The organism is Luteimonas sp. MJ250, assembly GCF_039548455.1.
GTDB lineage: Bacteria > Pseudomonadota > Gammaproteobacteria > Xanthomonadales > Xanthomonadaceae > Luteimonas.
This window is the reverse complement of sequence record NZ_JBCLVB010000015.1, coordinates 87,307-101,977: the sequence shown is the minus strand read 5'-3', so window position 1 is coordinate 101,977 and position 14,671 is coordinate 87,307. Positions and strand designations below refer to the sequence as shown.

13 protein-coding genes and 1 pseudogene are annotated in these 14,671 nt (G+C 70.6%); 9 read left to right on the top strand and 5 right to left on the bottom strand.

The window, feature by feature from the left end; genetic code table 11:
* Nucleotides 1–28: 28 nt before the first annotated feature.
* Nucleotides 29–481 carry a YkgJ family cysteine cluster protein gene (locus WCE37_RS13070; RefSeq protein WP_343279740.1) on the bottom strand — a complete coding sequence of 151 codons (453 nt, stop codon included), beginning with the start codon at nucleotides 479–481 and terminating at the stop codon, nucleotides 29–31.
* Nucleotides 482–610: 129 nt separating this feature from the next.
* The gene (locus WCE37_RS13065) at nucleotides 611–1,285 is read right to left on the bottom strand and encodes a TenA family protein (RefSeq protein ID WP_343279739.1); all 675 of its coding nucleotides are present in this window, start codon (nucleotides 1,283–1,285) and stop codon (nucleotides 611–613) included.
* A gap of 190 nt (nucleotides 1,286–1,475) precedes the next feature.
* On the opposite strand from WCE37_RS13065, the gene oleC reads away from it, so the two are divergent.
* The 8 genes from oleC (at nucleotide 1,476) to WCE37_RS13025 (ending at nucleotide 8,745) form a co-directional block, all read left to right on the top strand.
* Complete coding sequence (gene oleC, locus WCE37_RS13060) at nucleotides 1,476–3,155, top strand: olefin beta-lactone synthetase (RefSeq protein ID WP_343279738.1); 1,680 nt, start codon at nucleotides 1,476–1,478, stop codon at nucleotides 3,153–3,155.
* A 17-nt stretch (nucleotides 3,156–3,172) separates the two neighbouring features.
* The gene (gene oleD, locus WCE37_RS13055; RefSeq protein WP_343279737.1) at nucleotides 3,173–4,177 is read left to right on the top strand and encodes a 2-alkyl-3-oxoalkanoate reductase; all 1,005 of its coding nucleotides are present in this window, start codon (nucleotides 3,173–3,175) and stop codon (nucleotides 4,175–4,177) included.
* A 61-nt stretch (nucleotides 4,178–4,238) separates the two neighbouring features.
* A complete protein-coding gene (locus WCE37_RS13050; protein ID WP_343254651.1) occupies nucleotides 4,239–4,397 on the top strand; it encodes a DUF1328 domain-containing protein in 159 nt (52 codons plus the stop codon).
* 102 nt (nucleotides 4,398–4,499) lie between these two features.
* Nucleotides 4,500–5,156, top strand: a complete 657-nt coding sequence (locus tag WCE37_RS13045; protein WP_343279736.1) for an SCP2 sterol-binding domain-containing protein — start codon at nucleotides 4,500–4,502, stop codon at nucleotides 5,154–5,156.
* On the top strand, nucleotides 5,153–6,826 hold the full coding sequence (ubiB, locus tag WCE37_RS13040) for a ubiquinone biosynthesis regulatory protein kinase UbiB (protein WP_343279735.1): 1,674 nt from the start codon (nucleotides 5,153–5,155) through the stop codon (nucleotides 6,824–6,826). The genes WCE37_RS13045 and ubiB overlap by 4 nt, the downstream gene beginning before the upstream one ends.
* On the top strand, nucleotides 6,823–7,674 hold the full coding sequence (locus WCE37_RS13035) for a pseudouridine synthase (protein WP_343279734.1): 852 nt from the start codon (nucleotides 6,823–6,825) through the stop codon (nucleotides 7,672–7,674). Before ubiB ends, WCE37_RS13035 begins: the two co-directional genes overlap by 4 nt.
* Nucleotides 7,675–7,705: 31 nt before the next feature.
* Nucleotides 7,706–8,125 (top strand): alternative ribosome rescue aminoacyl-tRNA hydrolase ArfB, encoded by a 420-nt coding sequence (gene arfB, locus WCE37_RS13030; RefSeq protein WP_343279733.1) that lies wholly within the window; start codon nucleotides 7,706–7,708, stop codon nucleotides 8,123–8,125.
* A 14-nt stretch (nucleotides 8,126–8,139) separates the two neighbouring features.
* Nucleotides 8,140–8,745 (top strand): lysophospholipid acyltransferase family protein, encoded by a 606-nt coding sequence (locus WCE37_RS13025; protein WP_343279732.1) that lies wholly within the window; start codon nucleotides 8,140–8,142, stop codon nucleotides 8,743–8,745.
* Between the two features lie 104 nt (nucleotides 8,746–8,849).
* Here WCE37_RS13025 and WCE37_RS13020 read toward each other — a convergent pair whose 3' ends face one another.
* From WCE37_RS13020 to WCE37_RS13010, 3 genes are all read right to left on the bottom strand, one after another.
* Nucleotides 8,850–11,933, bottom strand: a complete 3,084-nt coding sequence (locus WCE37_RS13020; RefSeq protein ID WP_343279731.1) for a TonB-dependent receptor — start codon at nucleotides 11,931–11,933, stop codon at nucleotides 8,850–8,852.
* Between the two features lie 85 nt (nucleotides 11,934–12,018).
* Complete coding sequence (locus WCE37_RS13015) at nucleotides 12,019–13,158, bottom strand: FecR domain-containing protein (RefSeq protein ID WP_343279730.1); 1,140 nt, start codon at nucleotides 13,156–13,158, stop codon at nucleotides 12,019–12,021.
* The gene (locus WCE37_RS13010; protein ID WP_343279729.1) at nucleotides 13,136–13,717 is read right to left on the bottom strand and encodes a sigma-70 family RNA polymerase sigma factor; all 582 of its coding nucleotides are present in this window, start codon (nucleotides 13,715–13,717) and stop codon (nucleotides 13,136–13,138) included. The genes WCE37_RS13015 and WCE37_RS13010 overlap by 23 nt, the downstream gene beginning before the upstream one ends.
* A gap of 100 nt (nucleotides 13,718–13,817) precedes the next feature.
* Between WCE37_RS13010 and WCE37_RS13005 the strand changes: the two are divergent.
* Nucleotides 13,818–14,354: pseudogene (locus WCE37_RS13005) on the top strand (Type 1 glutamine amidotransferase-like domain-containing protein); the annotation flags it as partial.
* Nucleotides 14,355–14,671 lie beyond the last annotated feature (317 nt).

Below are 14,671 nucleotides of genomic sequence, written 5' to 3'. Positions count from 1 at the left end.
TGGCCGCTCCCACAGCAGCCAGCCGCAATCAGGCTGCGATCGGCGGCGGCAGGGCGGGCGGCGGGGTGCCGCGGTCGTTGGGGTGGTCGCTGCCGTCGGGGTTGCCGTCGCGGTCATTGGCCGCGGCTTCGCGCCAGATCCAGTCCGCAGGCGTCAGCGCGGCCAGGCCGTGCGCCGCACGCGCGTTGTCGCACTGGCGGCCGGGTTCGCCGAACTCCCACGAGGCCGCCACGTCGCGGCAGGCCTGTGGGCGCAGCGGATGGATGCTGCAGCGCGAACGGCGACCGATGTCGGCGTCCAGCGCCACGCAGCGCGGCGTGGATCCGCCGGCGGTGCCGCGCATCGCGAGCTCGTGGTTGCGCAGCGGCACCGTCAGCGCCGCCGGCACGTGCCCGCCCAGCACCGGGTCGGCTTCGGACCAGTGCAGGCTCACGCGGAAATGGGCGCAGCAGGCGCCACAGCTGAGGCAGGGATGGGGCACGCGGGCGGGTCGCTGAGTGGCGTGTGCAGGATTTTTCGGCACGCGCGGCGGGCGCGCAAGGGATTTCGGACTGCTGGCGGGGGAGCAGGGGATCGATACCGCGTCGGGTGAGGCCTGCAGCGGTGGCGATCAGGCGCCGGTGCGGGCCGCATCCAGCCCCTGCTGCCAGAACGCCGCCTCCAGCCGCGAGGCCTTGCGGAAGATCGCGACCAGTTCCGCGTAGCGGTTCTCGCTGGCATAGCGCCGGCCGAGGTCGTCCAGCCACGCGTGCGCGGCGGCGCCCGCCTGCTGGAAGGCCTCGCCGGAGTACTCGGCGATCCAGTCGCGGTAGGGATGGTCGGCAGGAATGGCGTCGATGCCCGCGGGCGTGAGCCGGCGGCCGATCTCGGCATAGCCCAGGGTGCAGGGAATCAGCGCAACCTGCAGGTCCAGCAGGTCGCCGGACATGCCGATGTCCAGCACGAAGCGGGTGTAGGCCACGGTTGCCTGCTGCTCTTCGGTGGCTTCGACGTCGGCGGCCGACAGGCCCCAGCGCTCGCACACGCGCAGGTGCAGGCCCATTTCATCCAGGATCGCGGCCAGGCCGCCGCGGGCCGCCTGCATGTCGGCCAGGCCGCGGCTCTTGTACGCGGCCAGGGCGTGGGCGCGGGCGAACTGGATCAGGAACAGGTAGTCCTGCACCAGATAGTTGCGAAACGCGGCCGGTGGCAGGCTGCCATTGCCCAGGCCGCGGACGAAGGCGTGGTCGATATAGGCGTTCCAGTCATCGGCGGCGGTGGCCTTGAGGCGTTCGAACAGCGACATGGTCGGGTCTCCGGGACGCGCGGCCCGGCCGCGGGCCGGCGATTGTCGGCCATTGCTGCTCACGGGGCCAACGGGCCGCCAAGGTGCCCGGGCCGAGCGCGATGATCCGCGATGGCGGAGCCTGCAGGATCGCCAACGCGCCAACGCGCCAACGCGCATGTGCCCCGCGCGTCCGGGCGATAATCCAACCATGACCGGTCCCTGCAACATCGCCGCCGCGCTGCCGCGGCTGGCGCGCGAGCTGCCCGACCAGGTGGCCATGCGCGCCCCCGGCCGCGACGGCCGCTACGCCACCGCGCTGACCTACGCCCGGCTCGACGCCCGCAGCGACGCCATCGCCGCGGGCCTTGCCGTACGCGGCATCGGCCGCGGCACGCGCACGGTGGTGATGGTGCGGCCGACGCCGGAGTTCTTCCTGCTGATGTACGCGCTGTTCAAGGCCGGCGCGGTGCCGGTGCTGGTGGATCCGGGCATCGACAAGCGGGCGTTGAAGCAGTGCCTGGGCGAGGTGCAGGCCGAGGCCTTCGTCGGCGTTCCGCTGGCGATGTTCGCGCGCGTGCTGCTGGGCTGGGCGAAGTCGGCGCGGCTGCGGGTGACCACCGGCGCGCGGCCATTGTTCGCGGACGTGACCCTGGCCGAGGTCGAGCGCAGCGGCACCGACGCGGGCCCGCAGCTGGCCGATAACGCGCCCGATGATGTCGCCGCGATCCTGTTCACCAGCGGCTCCACCGGCGTGCCCAAGGGCGTGGTCTACCGCCATCGCCACTTCGTGGCCCAGATCGACATGCTGGGCGGCATGCTTGGCGTGTCGCCAGGTGGCGTCGACTTCCCGACCTTCCCGCCGTTCGCGCTGTTCGATCCGGCGCTGGGCCTGACGTCGATCATTCCCGACATGGACCCGACGCGGCCGGCAAAGGCCGATCCGCGAAAGCTGCATGCGGCCATCGAGCGCTTCGGCGTGACCCAGCTGTTCGGCTCGCCGGCGCTGATGCGGGTGCTTGCCGAACATGGCAAGCCGCTGCCCACGGTGACGCGCGTGACCTCGGCGGGTGCACCCGTGCCCGCGGACGTGGTGGCCAAAATGCGCGAACTGCTGCCCGACGACGGGCAGTTCTGGACGCCCTACGGCGCCACCGAATGCCTGCCGGTGGCGGTGATCGAAGGCCGTGAACTGGTGACCCTGCGCGAGCGCACCGAAGCCGGTGCCGGCACCTGCGTCGGCCGCCCGGTGGCGCCGAACGAGGTGCGCATGATCCGCGTGACCGACGAGGCCATCCCCGAATGGTCCGACGCGCTGCTGGTGAAGCCGGGGCAGGTGGGCGAGATCACCGTGGCCGGACCCACCGCCACCGACACCTACTTCAATCGCGACGCGCAGACCGCGCTGGCGAAAATCCGCGAGGCGGGCAGCTTTTCCGCGGGTACCTCCCGCATCGTCCACCGCATGGGCGACCTCGGCTATTTCGACGCCGAAGGCCGCCTCTGGTTCTGCGGCCGCAAATCGCAGCGCGTGGTGACCGCGCAGCGCACGCTGTGCACAGAACAGATCGAGCCGGTCTTCGATACCCATCCCGACGTCCGTCGCACGGCGCTGGTCGGCATCGGCGAGCGCGGAGCCCAGCGGCCGCTGCTCTGCGTCGAGCTGCAGCCCGGTATCGACAGGGCCGAACACGCCCGCATCGCCGATGAGCTGCGCCACCTTGGCGAAGGGTTCGTCCACACCGCGCACGTCGATGCCTTCGCCTTTCACCCTGCGTTTCCCGTCGACATCCGCCACAATGCGAAAATCGGCCGCGAAAAACTGGCCGTCTGGGCCGCGCGCGAGCTGCGTCGCGGCAAGGTCTACGACGCGGTGGTGACGCCTGATTGACGCGAGGGAGCACTGAAGTGCGGGTACTGGTGACGGGCGGCGGCGGATTCCTTGGCCAGGCGCTGTGCCGTGGCCTGGTCGAACGCGGACACGAGGTCACGAGCTTCAACCGCGGCCACTACCCCGAGCTTGATGCGCTCGGCGTCCGCCAGATGCGCGGCAATCTTGCCGACCGCGATGCGGTCATCGCCGCCTGCGCCGGCATGGATGCGGTTCTGCACAACGCCGCGAAAGCCGGTGCCTGGGGCAGCTACGACAGCTATCACCGGGCAAACGTGATGGGCACCGGCAACGTGCTGGCCGGCTGCCGCGAACACTTCGTGCCGAAGCTGGTCTACACCTCATCGCCCAGCGTGACCCATCGCGCCACGCACCCCGTCGAGGGCGGCACCGCCGACACCGTGCCCTATGGCGACGACCTCAAGGCGCCGTACGCGGCGACCAAACTGATCGCCGAAAAGGTGGTGCTTGCCGCCAATGACGAAGTCCTGTCGACCGTCGCGCTGCGGCCGCGGCTGATCTGGGGGCCGGGTGACAACCAGTTGGTCCCGCGGCTGGCCGAACGCGCCCGTGCCGGCCGCCTGCGCCTGGTCGGCGGCGGCATGAACCGCATCGACACCACGTATATCGACAACGCCGCGCAGGCCCACTTCGATGCGCTCGAGCACCTGGGGCCGGGAGCGGCCTGCGCCGGCCGCGCCTACTTCATCAGCAACGGCGAGCCGATGCCCATGCGCGAGATCGTCAACGCGCTGCTGCGCGCGGTGGGTGCGCCCGAAGTCGAGGGCACGCTCCCCTTCGGTCTCGCTTATGCGATCGGCGCCGTCTGCGAGACAGCGTGGCCGCTGCTGCGCCTGCGTTCGGAGCCGCCGATGACCCGCTTCCTGGCCGAGCAGCTCAGCACCACGCACTGGTACGACATGGCGCCGGCCACCCGCGACTTCGGCTATGCGCCCAAGGTGTCGATTGCCGAAGGCCTCGAGCGCCTGGCCCGGTCGCAGCGCGGAACCATCACCTCCTGACGACCCGTGGCCGGCAAGGATGTCGCCAGCCGTCCGCGCTCCGACGGACTGGAGAACCGCCATGCTGAGTTATGCCGTCATCTTCCTGGTCATCGCCCTGATCGCCGCCGTGCTGGGCTTCAGCGGTATCGCGGGTGCCGCCAGCAACATCGCCTGGATCCTGTTCGTCGTGTTCCTGGTGCTGGCCGCGATCTCGTTCTTCCGCGGCAAGCGGGTCTGACCCGCGCCACCGGTGCGCCGCGGCGTCTCGGCGCGCCGGTGGCCCGTCGGCGGCGCGGTCCGGCGCGCCGGCGCAAGGGGCGCGGCCGCTACAATGCCGGCCATGGCCCGATCCCCTTTTTCGCTCCCCGGCTTGAAGCCGCTGGCCGGCCGCGCGCTGGAATCCGCGCTCAACCGCGCGCTCGCACTCGATGACGACACCCGCCAGGCGCTTGCCCGGCTGGATGGGCGCCACGTCGCCCTGCACCTGGCCTCGCCGCCCCTGGCGATGTCGGTGCGCGTGGACGGCGAAGCGCTGCGCGTGGGGCCGGTGGCCGACGATGCCAGCCCCGACCTGTCGGTGCGCACCACGCTCGGCGGCCTGCTTGGCCAGCTCCAGGGCATGCTTGGCGGGGCCGACGAGCACGCCACGCCCAGCGGCCGGCTGCGCATCGAAGGCGACGCCGAACTCGCGCGCGCGCTGCAGCGCCTGGCCTCGCGCTTCGACCCCGACTGGCAGCGGCCCTTCGTCGCCGCCTTCGGCGAGGTCATCGGCGTGCAGGTGGCCAACGGGGTCGCGGCGGCCCTGAAGGGCGCGCGCCGCGCTGGTGAAGGCTTTGCGGCCACCGCCGCCGAATACGTGGTGGAAGAGTCGCGCGACGTCGTCGGCCGCCATGAGCTGGATGCCTTCCACGACGACGTCGACATCCTGCGCGACGACGTCGAACGCATCGCGGCGCGCGTGGCGCGCATGGCGTCAAGCGCGGGAGCAGCCCGGTGAGTTCGGCGATGCACGCCCTGAAGATCGGGCGCGTCCTGCTCCGCTATCGCCTGCACACGCTGTTTGAAGGCACGCCGGTCCAGCGCTGGCTGTGGCTGCTGCGGCCGTTCGTGCCGCGTGCCCCGCGCGGGATCACCGACCTGCCGCGCGGCGCCCGCGTGCGCCTGGCGCTGCAGGAGCTGGGGCCGATCTTCGTCAAGTTCGGACAGGTGCTGTCGACCCGCCGCGACCTGGTACCGGCCGACGTCGCCGACGAACTGGTGCTGTTGCAGGACCAGGTGGCGCCCTTCGACGGCGAAGAGGCGCGCGCCATCGTAGAGCGCGAACTGGAGCGGCCGGTGGCCGAGGCCTTCGCGCGCTTCGACATCGTGCCGCTGGCCTCGGCCTCGGTGGCGCAGGTGCACGCGGCGCAGCTGCCGGGCGTCGATGGCGCGCCCGGCGCCGAGGTCGTGGTCAAGGTGCTGCGTCCCGGCATCGATGCGCGCATCGCCGCCGACATCCGCCTGCTTGAGCGCATCGCCGGCCTGGTCGAGCGCACGCATCCAAGCGCCGACAAGATCCGCCCGCGCGAAGTGGTGGCCGAAGTCGCAGGCACGCTGGCCGCCGAACTCGACCTGCAGCGCGAAGGCGCGAATGCGTCGGTGCTGCGGCGCTTTTGGGCGGACTCGCCCGACCTGTACGTGCCCGCGCCGGTGTGGTCGCACAGCAGCGAGCGCGTGCTGACGCTCGAGCGCGTGCACGGCATTCCCAGTGACGACATCGTCGCGATCGAAGCCGCGGGCATGGACCGTAAGCTGCTTGCGGCGAAGGCCGTGCGCGTGTTCTACACCCAGGTGTTCCGCGACAACTTCTTCCACGCCGATGCCCACGCCGGCAACATCTGGGTCGACAGCGACCCGTCGCGCCGGGTCAATCCGCGCTTCATCGCGCTGGATTTCGGCATCGTCGGCCAGCTCTCCGGCGACGACCAGTACTACCTCGCCGAAAACTTCATGGCGATCTTCAACAAGGACTACCGTCGCATCGCCGAGCTGCATGTGCAGGCCGGCTGGATGCCGTCGCACATCCGCCTGGATGAGCTGGAAGCGGCGGTGCGCGGTGTCTGCGAGCCCTATTTCACGCGACCGCTGTCGGAGTTCTCGTTGGGCGAAGTGCTGCTGAAGCTGTTCCGCACCGCACAGCGCTACCAGCTGACCCTGCAGCCGCAGCTGATCCTCCTGCAGAAGACCCTGCTCAACGTCGAAGGCGTGAGCCGGCACTTGGACCCGGAAATCGATATCTGGGCGGTGGCGCGTCCGGTGCTGGAGCGGATCCTGGCCGAGCGCTACAGCCCGCAGCGGCTGGCCGGCGAGTTCCGCAAACGGCTGCCGGAGCTGATCACCCGCGCGCCGGAAATGCCGCGGCTGATGCACGCATGGCTGAGCCAGCAGGTGGAGGGTCGGCACCAGCTGGGCATGCACTCCGCGGAGCTGGCCGAGCTTGTGCAGGTGATGCGCGCGATGCAGCGGCGCACCGTGGCTGCGATCCTGGGCGTGGGCCTGCTGGTGGCGGCGGCGGTGCTGTACGGCCTGGATGCCGGTGGACCGCGTTTGTGGACGGTGCCGGTTGCGGCGTGGGTCGCGGGTGTTGCTGGCCTGTGGGCGATCATCGCCGCCCGGCCACAGCGATGAGCGCTTCTGGCGGGAGCAGCTCTTGCGGGAGCGGCTATAGCCGCGATCCGGGGACTATCGCGGCTATAGCCTCTCCCACACAGGTCCCGACGGCCGCTCCCGCAGCGGCATCCGCTCCCGCAGCCATGCCGGTGCTGCATCTGGAAGAGCGCTTCGCCGTGGTCGACAAGCCCGCGGGGCTCATGGTCCACGACAGCAAGCTCGCACGCGGCGAGAGCGACTTCGCCGCCGACCGCCTGCGCGCGCAGTTCGACAGGCCGATCTTCCTCGTCCACCGCCTCGACCGCGCCACCAGCGGCTGCCTGTTGCTGGCCTTCGATCGCGAAACCGCCTCCGTGCTGGGCAAGTCGCTGATGGCCGGCGAGGTCGACAAGGGCTATCTCGCCGTGTGCCGCGGGTGGCCCGCGGACGAGGCGTTCACCGTCGACCACCCGCTCGACGGCGGCCCCGGCAAGCCGCAGAAGAAGCCGGCCGTGACCCGCTTCCAGCGTCTCGCCACCGCCGAGCTTCCAATTCCGTCCGGCGGTTTCGAGACCTCGCGCTACGCGCTGCTGCGCGCCTGGCCGCAGACCGGGCGCTTCCGCCAGATCCGCCGCCACCTCAAGCACCTTTCGCATCATCTGATCGGCGACACCAGCCACGGCGACGGCCGCCACAACCGCAGCTTCCGCATGCTCGGCATCCACCGCATGCTGCTGCACGCGGAGCAGCTGTCGTTCCCGCATCCAGGGGATCCGGCGCGGCGCGTGCACGCCGTGGCGCCGCCTGACGTGGAGTTCGCACGCGCGCTGGCATTCTTCACGCAGCCCGCCGCTGCCGCGCCGGCTGCCGAGGCGAGACCGCGCTGACCGTCGCGCTGGCCATCGATTCCGGACGCCCATGACCACCACGCCATCCGCCATCGAAATCCCGGACGCCGAAATCATCGAGCGTTTCGTGCGCGCGTCGGGGCCGGGCGGGCAGAACGTCAACAAGGTCGCGACCGCGGTCGAGCTGCGCTTCGACGTCGCCAACTCGCCGTCGCTGCCCGAAGCCGTGCGCGAACGCCTGCTCGCCAAGCGCGATCGCCGTCTCACCGACGACGGCGTGCTGGTACTCAACGCCCAGCGCTTCCGCACCCAGGACCGCAACCGCCAGGACGCGCGCGAGCGGCTGGCGGCGTTCATCGAGTCCGGCCGCACGGCGCCGAAGAAGCGCGTGGCGACCAGGCCCAGCCGTGCCGCCAAGGCCCGGCGCATGGATGCCAAGCGCGAGCGCAGTACGATCAAGCGCGGGCGCACCGTGCGCGACTGGGACTGATCGGGTAGGGGCGGATGAAGGGACCTCGCGAGGACATCCTGCCGGCGCTGCCCCCCAGCGTGCCGCGCCTGCGGCCGAACCGGTTCGCGCGCTGGCTGGGCCGAAGCATCCTGCGCCTGGGCGGCTGGCGCGTGGTCGGTGAGTTCCCCGACGTGCCGCGCGTGGTGCTGATCGCCGCCCCGCATTCTTCCAACTGGGACGGAGTATGGGGCTTCGCGGTCAAGCTGGGCCTGGGCCTGGACATCAGGATCCTGGGCAAGCGCGAGCTGTTCTGGTGGCCGCTGTCGCGGCTGCTGCATGCACTGGGGGTGATCGCGGTCGACCGCGGCCGCTCGGCCGGCGTGGTCGAGCAGGTGGCGGAGATGATCCGCGGTCGCGAGCAGCTGTGGTTCGGACTGGCGCCCGAGGGCACGCGCAAGCCGGTTGAGCACTGGAGAAGCGGCTTCCTCAAGATCGCCCGCGCCGCCGACGTGCCGGTGCTGCCGGTGTATTTCCACTACCCGGACAGGATCATCGGCATCGGCCCGCTGTTCCGGGCCGGCGACGACGCGGACGAGGACATGCGCCGCATCCGCGCGTGGTACCGGCCCTGGCAGGGGCGCAACCGCGGCACGGTCTGAGCCGGCATCCGGCATCCGGCGCCCGCGCCCGCACCTGCACTCGCATATGCACCGGTACTGCCGAGCCAGGCTGCCGCCTGGCACCGTGCCGGAACGCGCCCCCGCTACAGCCCGGTGCTGCCCCCGAACTTGTGCGTGTACTGCAGGTAGAAGCTGCGGCCCTCGCGATCGAACCAGGCGATGTCGTAGTAGGGATAGCCGGTGTACGTCGGGTCGTTCGGCGGCGCCTTGTCGAACAGGTTGACCACCGACAGCGACAGCCGCGAGCGTTCGCTGAACTCGTACTGCAGGTTGGCGTTGTAGCGGTAGCTGGCCGCGATCCAGGGATTGGTGCCGTCGTCCGGCGCCCAGATCTCGTAGTACGAATCGTCGTTGGGCAGACTGCCCAGGCGAACGCCCTGGATCGAGGCCGACAGCGGCCCCTTCGCCCATGACAGACGCAGGCTGGCCTTGCTGCGCGGGATGTCGTACCCGCTGTTGATGGCGAACATGTCGGTGACCGGCTCGTCGGGATACTCCTGGATGTCGTGGGTGCGCACCCAGGTGTAGCTGCCGCTGAGACGGACGTCGCCGAACGGGCTTTCCCAGCGCAGCGTGCTGCTCAGGTCGACGCCGTCGGTGCGCTCGCGCGCGATGTTGATCGGATTGACGTGCACGCCGTACAGCGTTCCGTCCTGCGTCCGGGTGATGCGCGACAGCGTGTCCACGCACAGCGGCGACGCGATGTCCTGGGTCCCGAGCCGGCAGTCGCGCTCGTTGATCATGACGTCGCGCACGCGCAGGTCCTGCACCTGGTTGCGCATGTCGATGGCGAAGTAGTCGACCGACAGGTCGAACCAGCTGGCCGGCGACCAGACCAGGCCGGCGGTCCAGGAGTCGCTGGTTTCCGGCTCCAGGTCCGGGCTGCCGTCGCGGCTGCGGATGATGCCTTCGCGGTCGTAGTCGCATTCGTCGAACGCGACGTCGCCCTGTTCGGTGGCGCAGCGGTAATAGTCTGGCGCGCTGGTTTCGTCATTGCCCGGGCCGGCGAACACGTAGTGCAGGTCCGGAGCGCGGAACGCGGTGCCGTAGGAGCCGCGCAGCAGCAGGCTGTCCGCGGGGCGCCACTCCATGCCCGCGCTCCAGGTGAAGCGGTTGGGATCGCGGCCGGCGAAGTGGTACTGGTCGAAGCGTCCGGCCACGCTCAGGCTGAGCGTATCGAGCACCGGCATGCGCAGCTCGCCCGCCAGCGCCCAGCGGTTGCGGTTGCCGCGCCCGTCCGAGTCCTTCCAGCTGTAGTAGTAGTACTCCGTGGCCAGCGGGTCCGGGTTGATGTCATAGGACTGGTGGCCGAACTCGGCGACGGCGGCGAAGCCCGCGGCGCCACCCGGCAGCGTGAACAGTTCGGCCTGGGTCAGGGTCAGCGCCAGCGACTGGCTGGCGGATTCCGGCTTGTAGCTGGTGTAGGCGAAGATGCTGTCGTATTCGGCGCGGGTAAGCGGCGTCCACAGCCGCGCCGGGTCGGCGTTGTAGATCGGATAGCCGCTGTCGGTGTAGCCGAGCAGCGGCCCGAGGAACAGTGCGTTGGCGCGCTCGGCGACGATCTGCGGCCAGCTGATGTCGGCCTTGTACTGCGAATGGCTGAGCGCGGCCTCATAGTTCCAGTCGCTCCACACCGTGCCCTTGAAGCCGGTGGTCACGCCGAAGGTCTTCTGCACGGTCTTGACCATGCCGGTCTCGAGGCCGCCCATTTCTTCCAGCGTGAACTGGCGCTGCCAGTACTGGCGGTTGTAGCGCTCGTCCTCATCCTCGCCGCCGAAGATGTTGTGGAAATAGTCGTGCTCGACGCCGTCGGGCGTCATCAGCGCCCAGCTGCGCGTGCCGCGGAACAGCGAGACCTCGTGGCGGCCGGCCTGCACGTCGGCGAACCATTCGCTGCCGTTGTCGAACAGATAGCTCAACGAGGCATAGGTGTTGATGCCGTCGCGCTTGCTGATCTGGGTGCGGTAGGACACGGCGCGGTCGCTGCCGCAGTACCAGCCGTAGCGCGGGCGTTCGTGGTAGCCCATCGTGCCTTCGTTGAGCTGCGACATCGCGCTGCAGGTGTCCTCGCCCGGATCGATGTAGTCGTCCCACCAGTCGGTGACCAGGAAGTTGCGCGGCGGCAGCCGCGAGTTGGACGTGGGCGCGTCGAAGCTCGAATCCTGCTCCGCGCGCTCGAAGCCCCACAGTGGCTCCTGCGTCCTGTACTCGAAGCCGAACACGGCGTTGAAGTTGCCGTTCTCGTATCCGCTGGACACGTTGAGGCGGTGCGACTCGGCGTCTCCGCTTTCGGTCTGGCCGTAGCGGTAGTCGACGGTGGTGCCGTCGGCGCGGCGCTTGAGGATGAAGTTGACCACGCCGGAAATCGCGTCGGAGCCGTAGATCGCCGAAGCACTGCCGGTCAGCACCTCGATCCGCTCGATCATGCCCAGCGGCAGGCTGGAGACGTCGGTGAAGTTGCTGCGGCCGCCGAAGGGCAGCGGGAAGTCGGCGATGCGCCGGCCGTTCACCAGCACGAGCGTGTGGTTGGGGCCGAGCGCGCGCAGGTCGACCTGCTGCGCGCCGGGCGAGAAATCGGCGCCGCCCGCGGACTGTTCGCTCTGGGTCTGGCCGCCGTTCTGGGTCAGCGACTGCATCACGTCCGGGACGCTGGTGAAGCCGCCGGCCTGGATGTCGTCGGCGGTGATCACGGTGATCGGCGCCGGGCCTTCGACCTGCGCGCGCGGGATGCGCGAACCGGTGACCTGCACGGTGTCGAAGTTGGTGATCGGCGGCGCGGCTGCCTGTGGCGAAGCCGGCGGCGGCGATGCCGCGGGCGCGGGCCCGGGGGCGGGGCCGGGCGCCGGGGTTGCCGCGGCCTGCGGCACGATGATGACCGCGCCGGAACTGTCGCGCCGCGCGACGAAGCCGCTGCCCCGCAGCAGGCGGTCCAGTGCTTCCTGCGAAGACATGGTGCCGCTGGCGCCGGCGGTCCGCGCGTCGCGGAGCTGGTCGGCGCGGTACACCAGCTGGGTACCTGACTGCCTGGCCAGTGCGTCCAGCGCGGTGGCCAGGCTGCCGGCCGGGATGTCGACCGGAGCCGCGACGGGTGCCTGGGCATGGGCGGCCAGCGCCGCCGAACATGCCAGCGACAGCAACAGGAGGCGCAAAGGACGTAGCGGTTTCATGGCAGGGCTCCCCTTGCGGCGCGCGTGCGCCGCTCTCGATATCAGGACGAACCAACCCCGGAAATCCCCCCACGCCGGCCCGTGCTCATTGGCGGTGGAGCACGATCGCGTCGTCGAAGTACTCGGCGCGGACCGGGAACCCCTGTTCGATCAGGCGCACGAATCCCTCGGCGTTGGACCAGCGGAAGCTGCCGCCGATGCGCAGCGCGCCGGCGTCGTCATCGGCGATCACGATGCGGCGCGCGTTGTAGCGGTTGAACTCGGCCGCGGCCTCGGCCAGCGTGGCGTCGTCGAACACCAGCAGACCATGCTGCCAGTCCAGCATGCGCTCGGCGTCATCGATCGCGCCCGAGCGCACCGTGACCCCGGTCGCGGTGGCGAAGGCCACGCTGCCGGCGGGCAGCAGGGCCGCGGGACGCTGCTGCCCGTCGTGCGGATCGGATTCGAGCCGCACCGTCCCCTCGGTGACCACCACGCGCAGGTCGGGGCCATCGCGGCGCACCGAGAAGCGCGTGCCGACCGCGGTCACCCGGCGCCCGCCGGCGTGGACCACGAACGGACGTCGAGGATCGCGTGCCGCTTCGAAGAAGGCCTCGCCCTGCTGCAGGTCGATGCGCCGCTCGCTGCGCGCCAGCCGCACGTCGATGCGGCTGGCGCTGCCCAGGACCGTGCGCGAGCCATCGGCCAGCGGTAGCGAATGTATATCGCCCATCGCCGTGCTGTGCGATGTGCTGTCGACCCCATCCCGTAGCTGCCAGCCCCATGCCAGGGTGGCCGCCAGGATCACCGAAGCCGACAGCGCCGCGTATGCGCGGCGATTGCGGCGTGGCGCCGGCGTCGGGGCACGCGTTGCGAACGCGAGCCTGCCATGGGGGTGGAGTTCGTCCTGCGCGTCGGCATGGCGACCGTGTTCTTGGCCGTGCTGTGGGCCGGCGCCGGCAAGCACCGCGCCCACGCCCAGGTGCGCCCAGCGCCCGCGTTCCGGCACGCCCTTGCCGAGGCCCGCCCCCAGCGCCTGCATGCGACCGCTCTGCTCCCACGCCGACTGCAGGCGCAGGAAGGCGACGCGGTGCCCGGCTGCGGCCTCGAGCCAGGCGTCCAGCGCGCGGACATCGGCCTCGCCCCAGTCGCCACGGTCGCGGCGCGCAAGCCACGCCGCTGCGCAGCGCTCGACCTCGTGGCTGTCGGCTGGCGGGGGACGGTCAGTCGGTCTGTTGGCGTCCATGTGCCTCGCCTGCTTCCGCGCCCGGCTGCGGCCTGTCCATCGGCTCGTCCTGATTGCCATGGAAATAGTACGCCACCAGGCGCATGCCCTTGGCGACGTGCTTCTCGACGGTCTTCTCGCTGATGCCCAGGCGCACGGCGACCTCCCTCTGGGAAAGCTCCTCGACGCGCCGCAGCCAGAACACTTCGCGGCAGCGATCCGGCAGCCGGTCGAAGGCGTCTGCCAGCCGCAGCAGCAGCTGGCGTCCGTCGCACCAGCGCTCGGGAGACAGCTCATCCATCAAGACGTGCAAGGGCTCGAAATCACCCATCGGCTCGATCGACACCACCCGGCTGCGGCGGACATGGTCGGCCATGAGGTTGCGTGCGGTGGTGAACAGGAAGGCCTTGGGCTGTTGCGGCAGCGCTTTGGCAGCGGACTGGTAGACGCGGGCGTAGGTTTCCTGCCGCAGGTCGTGGATCTCGTCGCGGCGCGGCCAGCTGCGGGCCAGGTAACGCACCAGCGCTCCCTCGTGCACCAGGATCTCGCGGATGAACCAGGCATCGAGCAGGGAGGTCATCGGCGCACGATAGCCGATCGCGTGGGCTGCCAACCGTGCCCGTGTCTGTGCCGGATGAGGGACGCGCTACCCTCGTTCGTCTTGTCAGGGGTGGCGGCGCATGCGCGCGCCGGACCGGTCGATGAAGGAGTGGCGAATGAGACAGCGGATCCGTTCTGGTGCAGTGGTCGCGGTGCTTGCCGGCCTGGTGCTGGCCTGGCCCGCCCTGGCTGCCGACTATCAGCGCCACTTCATCGGCGATGCCACCCTGCCAACGCCGGCCGCGACCGGCCCCGGCCTGCTGCTGATGGGGGGCGGCGACCGCAACCACGAAGCCCTGCGCTGGTTCCTGGACAAGGCCGGCAACGGACACGTGGTGGTGCTGCGCGCATCGTTCGGGGGCGAGATCGGCGAGGAGTTCCATGACGAGGTCGGCGGCGTCGCCTCGGTGGAGACCTTTGTCTTCAGCGGCCGCGACGCGGCCAGCGATCCGGCGGTCCTCGCCAGCCTGGCCAGGGCCGACGGCATCTTCATCGCCGGCGGCGACCAGTCGCGCTACGTGCGCTACTGGAAAGGCACACCCGTGGCCGCCGCGCTGGATGCGCACGTGCGGGCCGGCAAGCCCCTGGGCGGCACCAGCGCGGGGCTCGCGATCCTTGGCGAGTTCCTCTATGGCGCCATGGACGGCGGCAGCCTGGTCAGTCCGCGCGCACTGGGCGATCCGCTCGGGTCGGCGAACACGATCGAGACCGGCTTCCTGCACATCGATGCGCTCAAGGGCGTGGTGACCGACACCCATTTCCGCGAACGCGGTCGCCTTGGCCGGCTGCTGGCCTTCGTCGCCAAGGCGGAGACGCAGGCGGGCGGACGCACGGTGACCGGCCTCGGCGTGGATGAAGATGCCGCGGTCGCGGTGGAGGGCGACGGCAGCGCGCGTGTCCATGCGACCGCGCCAGGCGCCGGCGCGACCGTGCT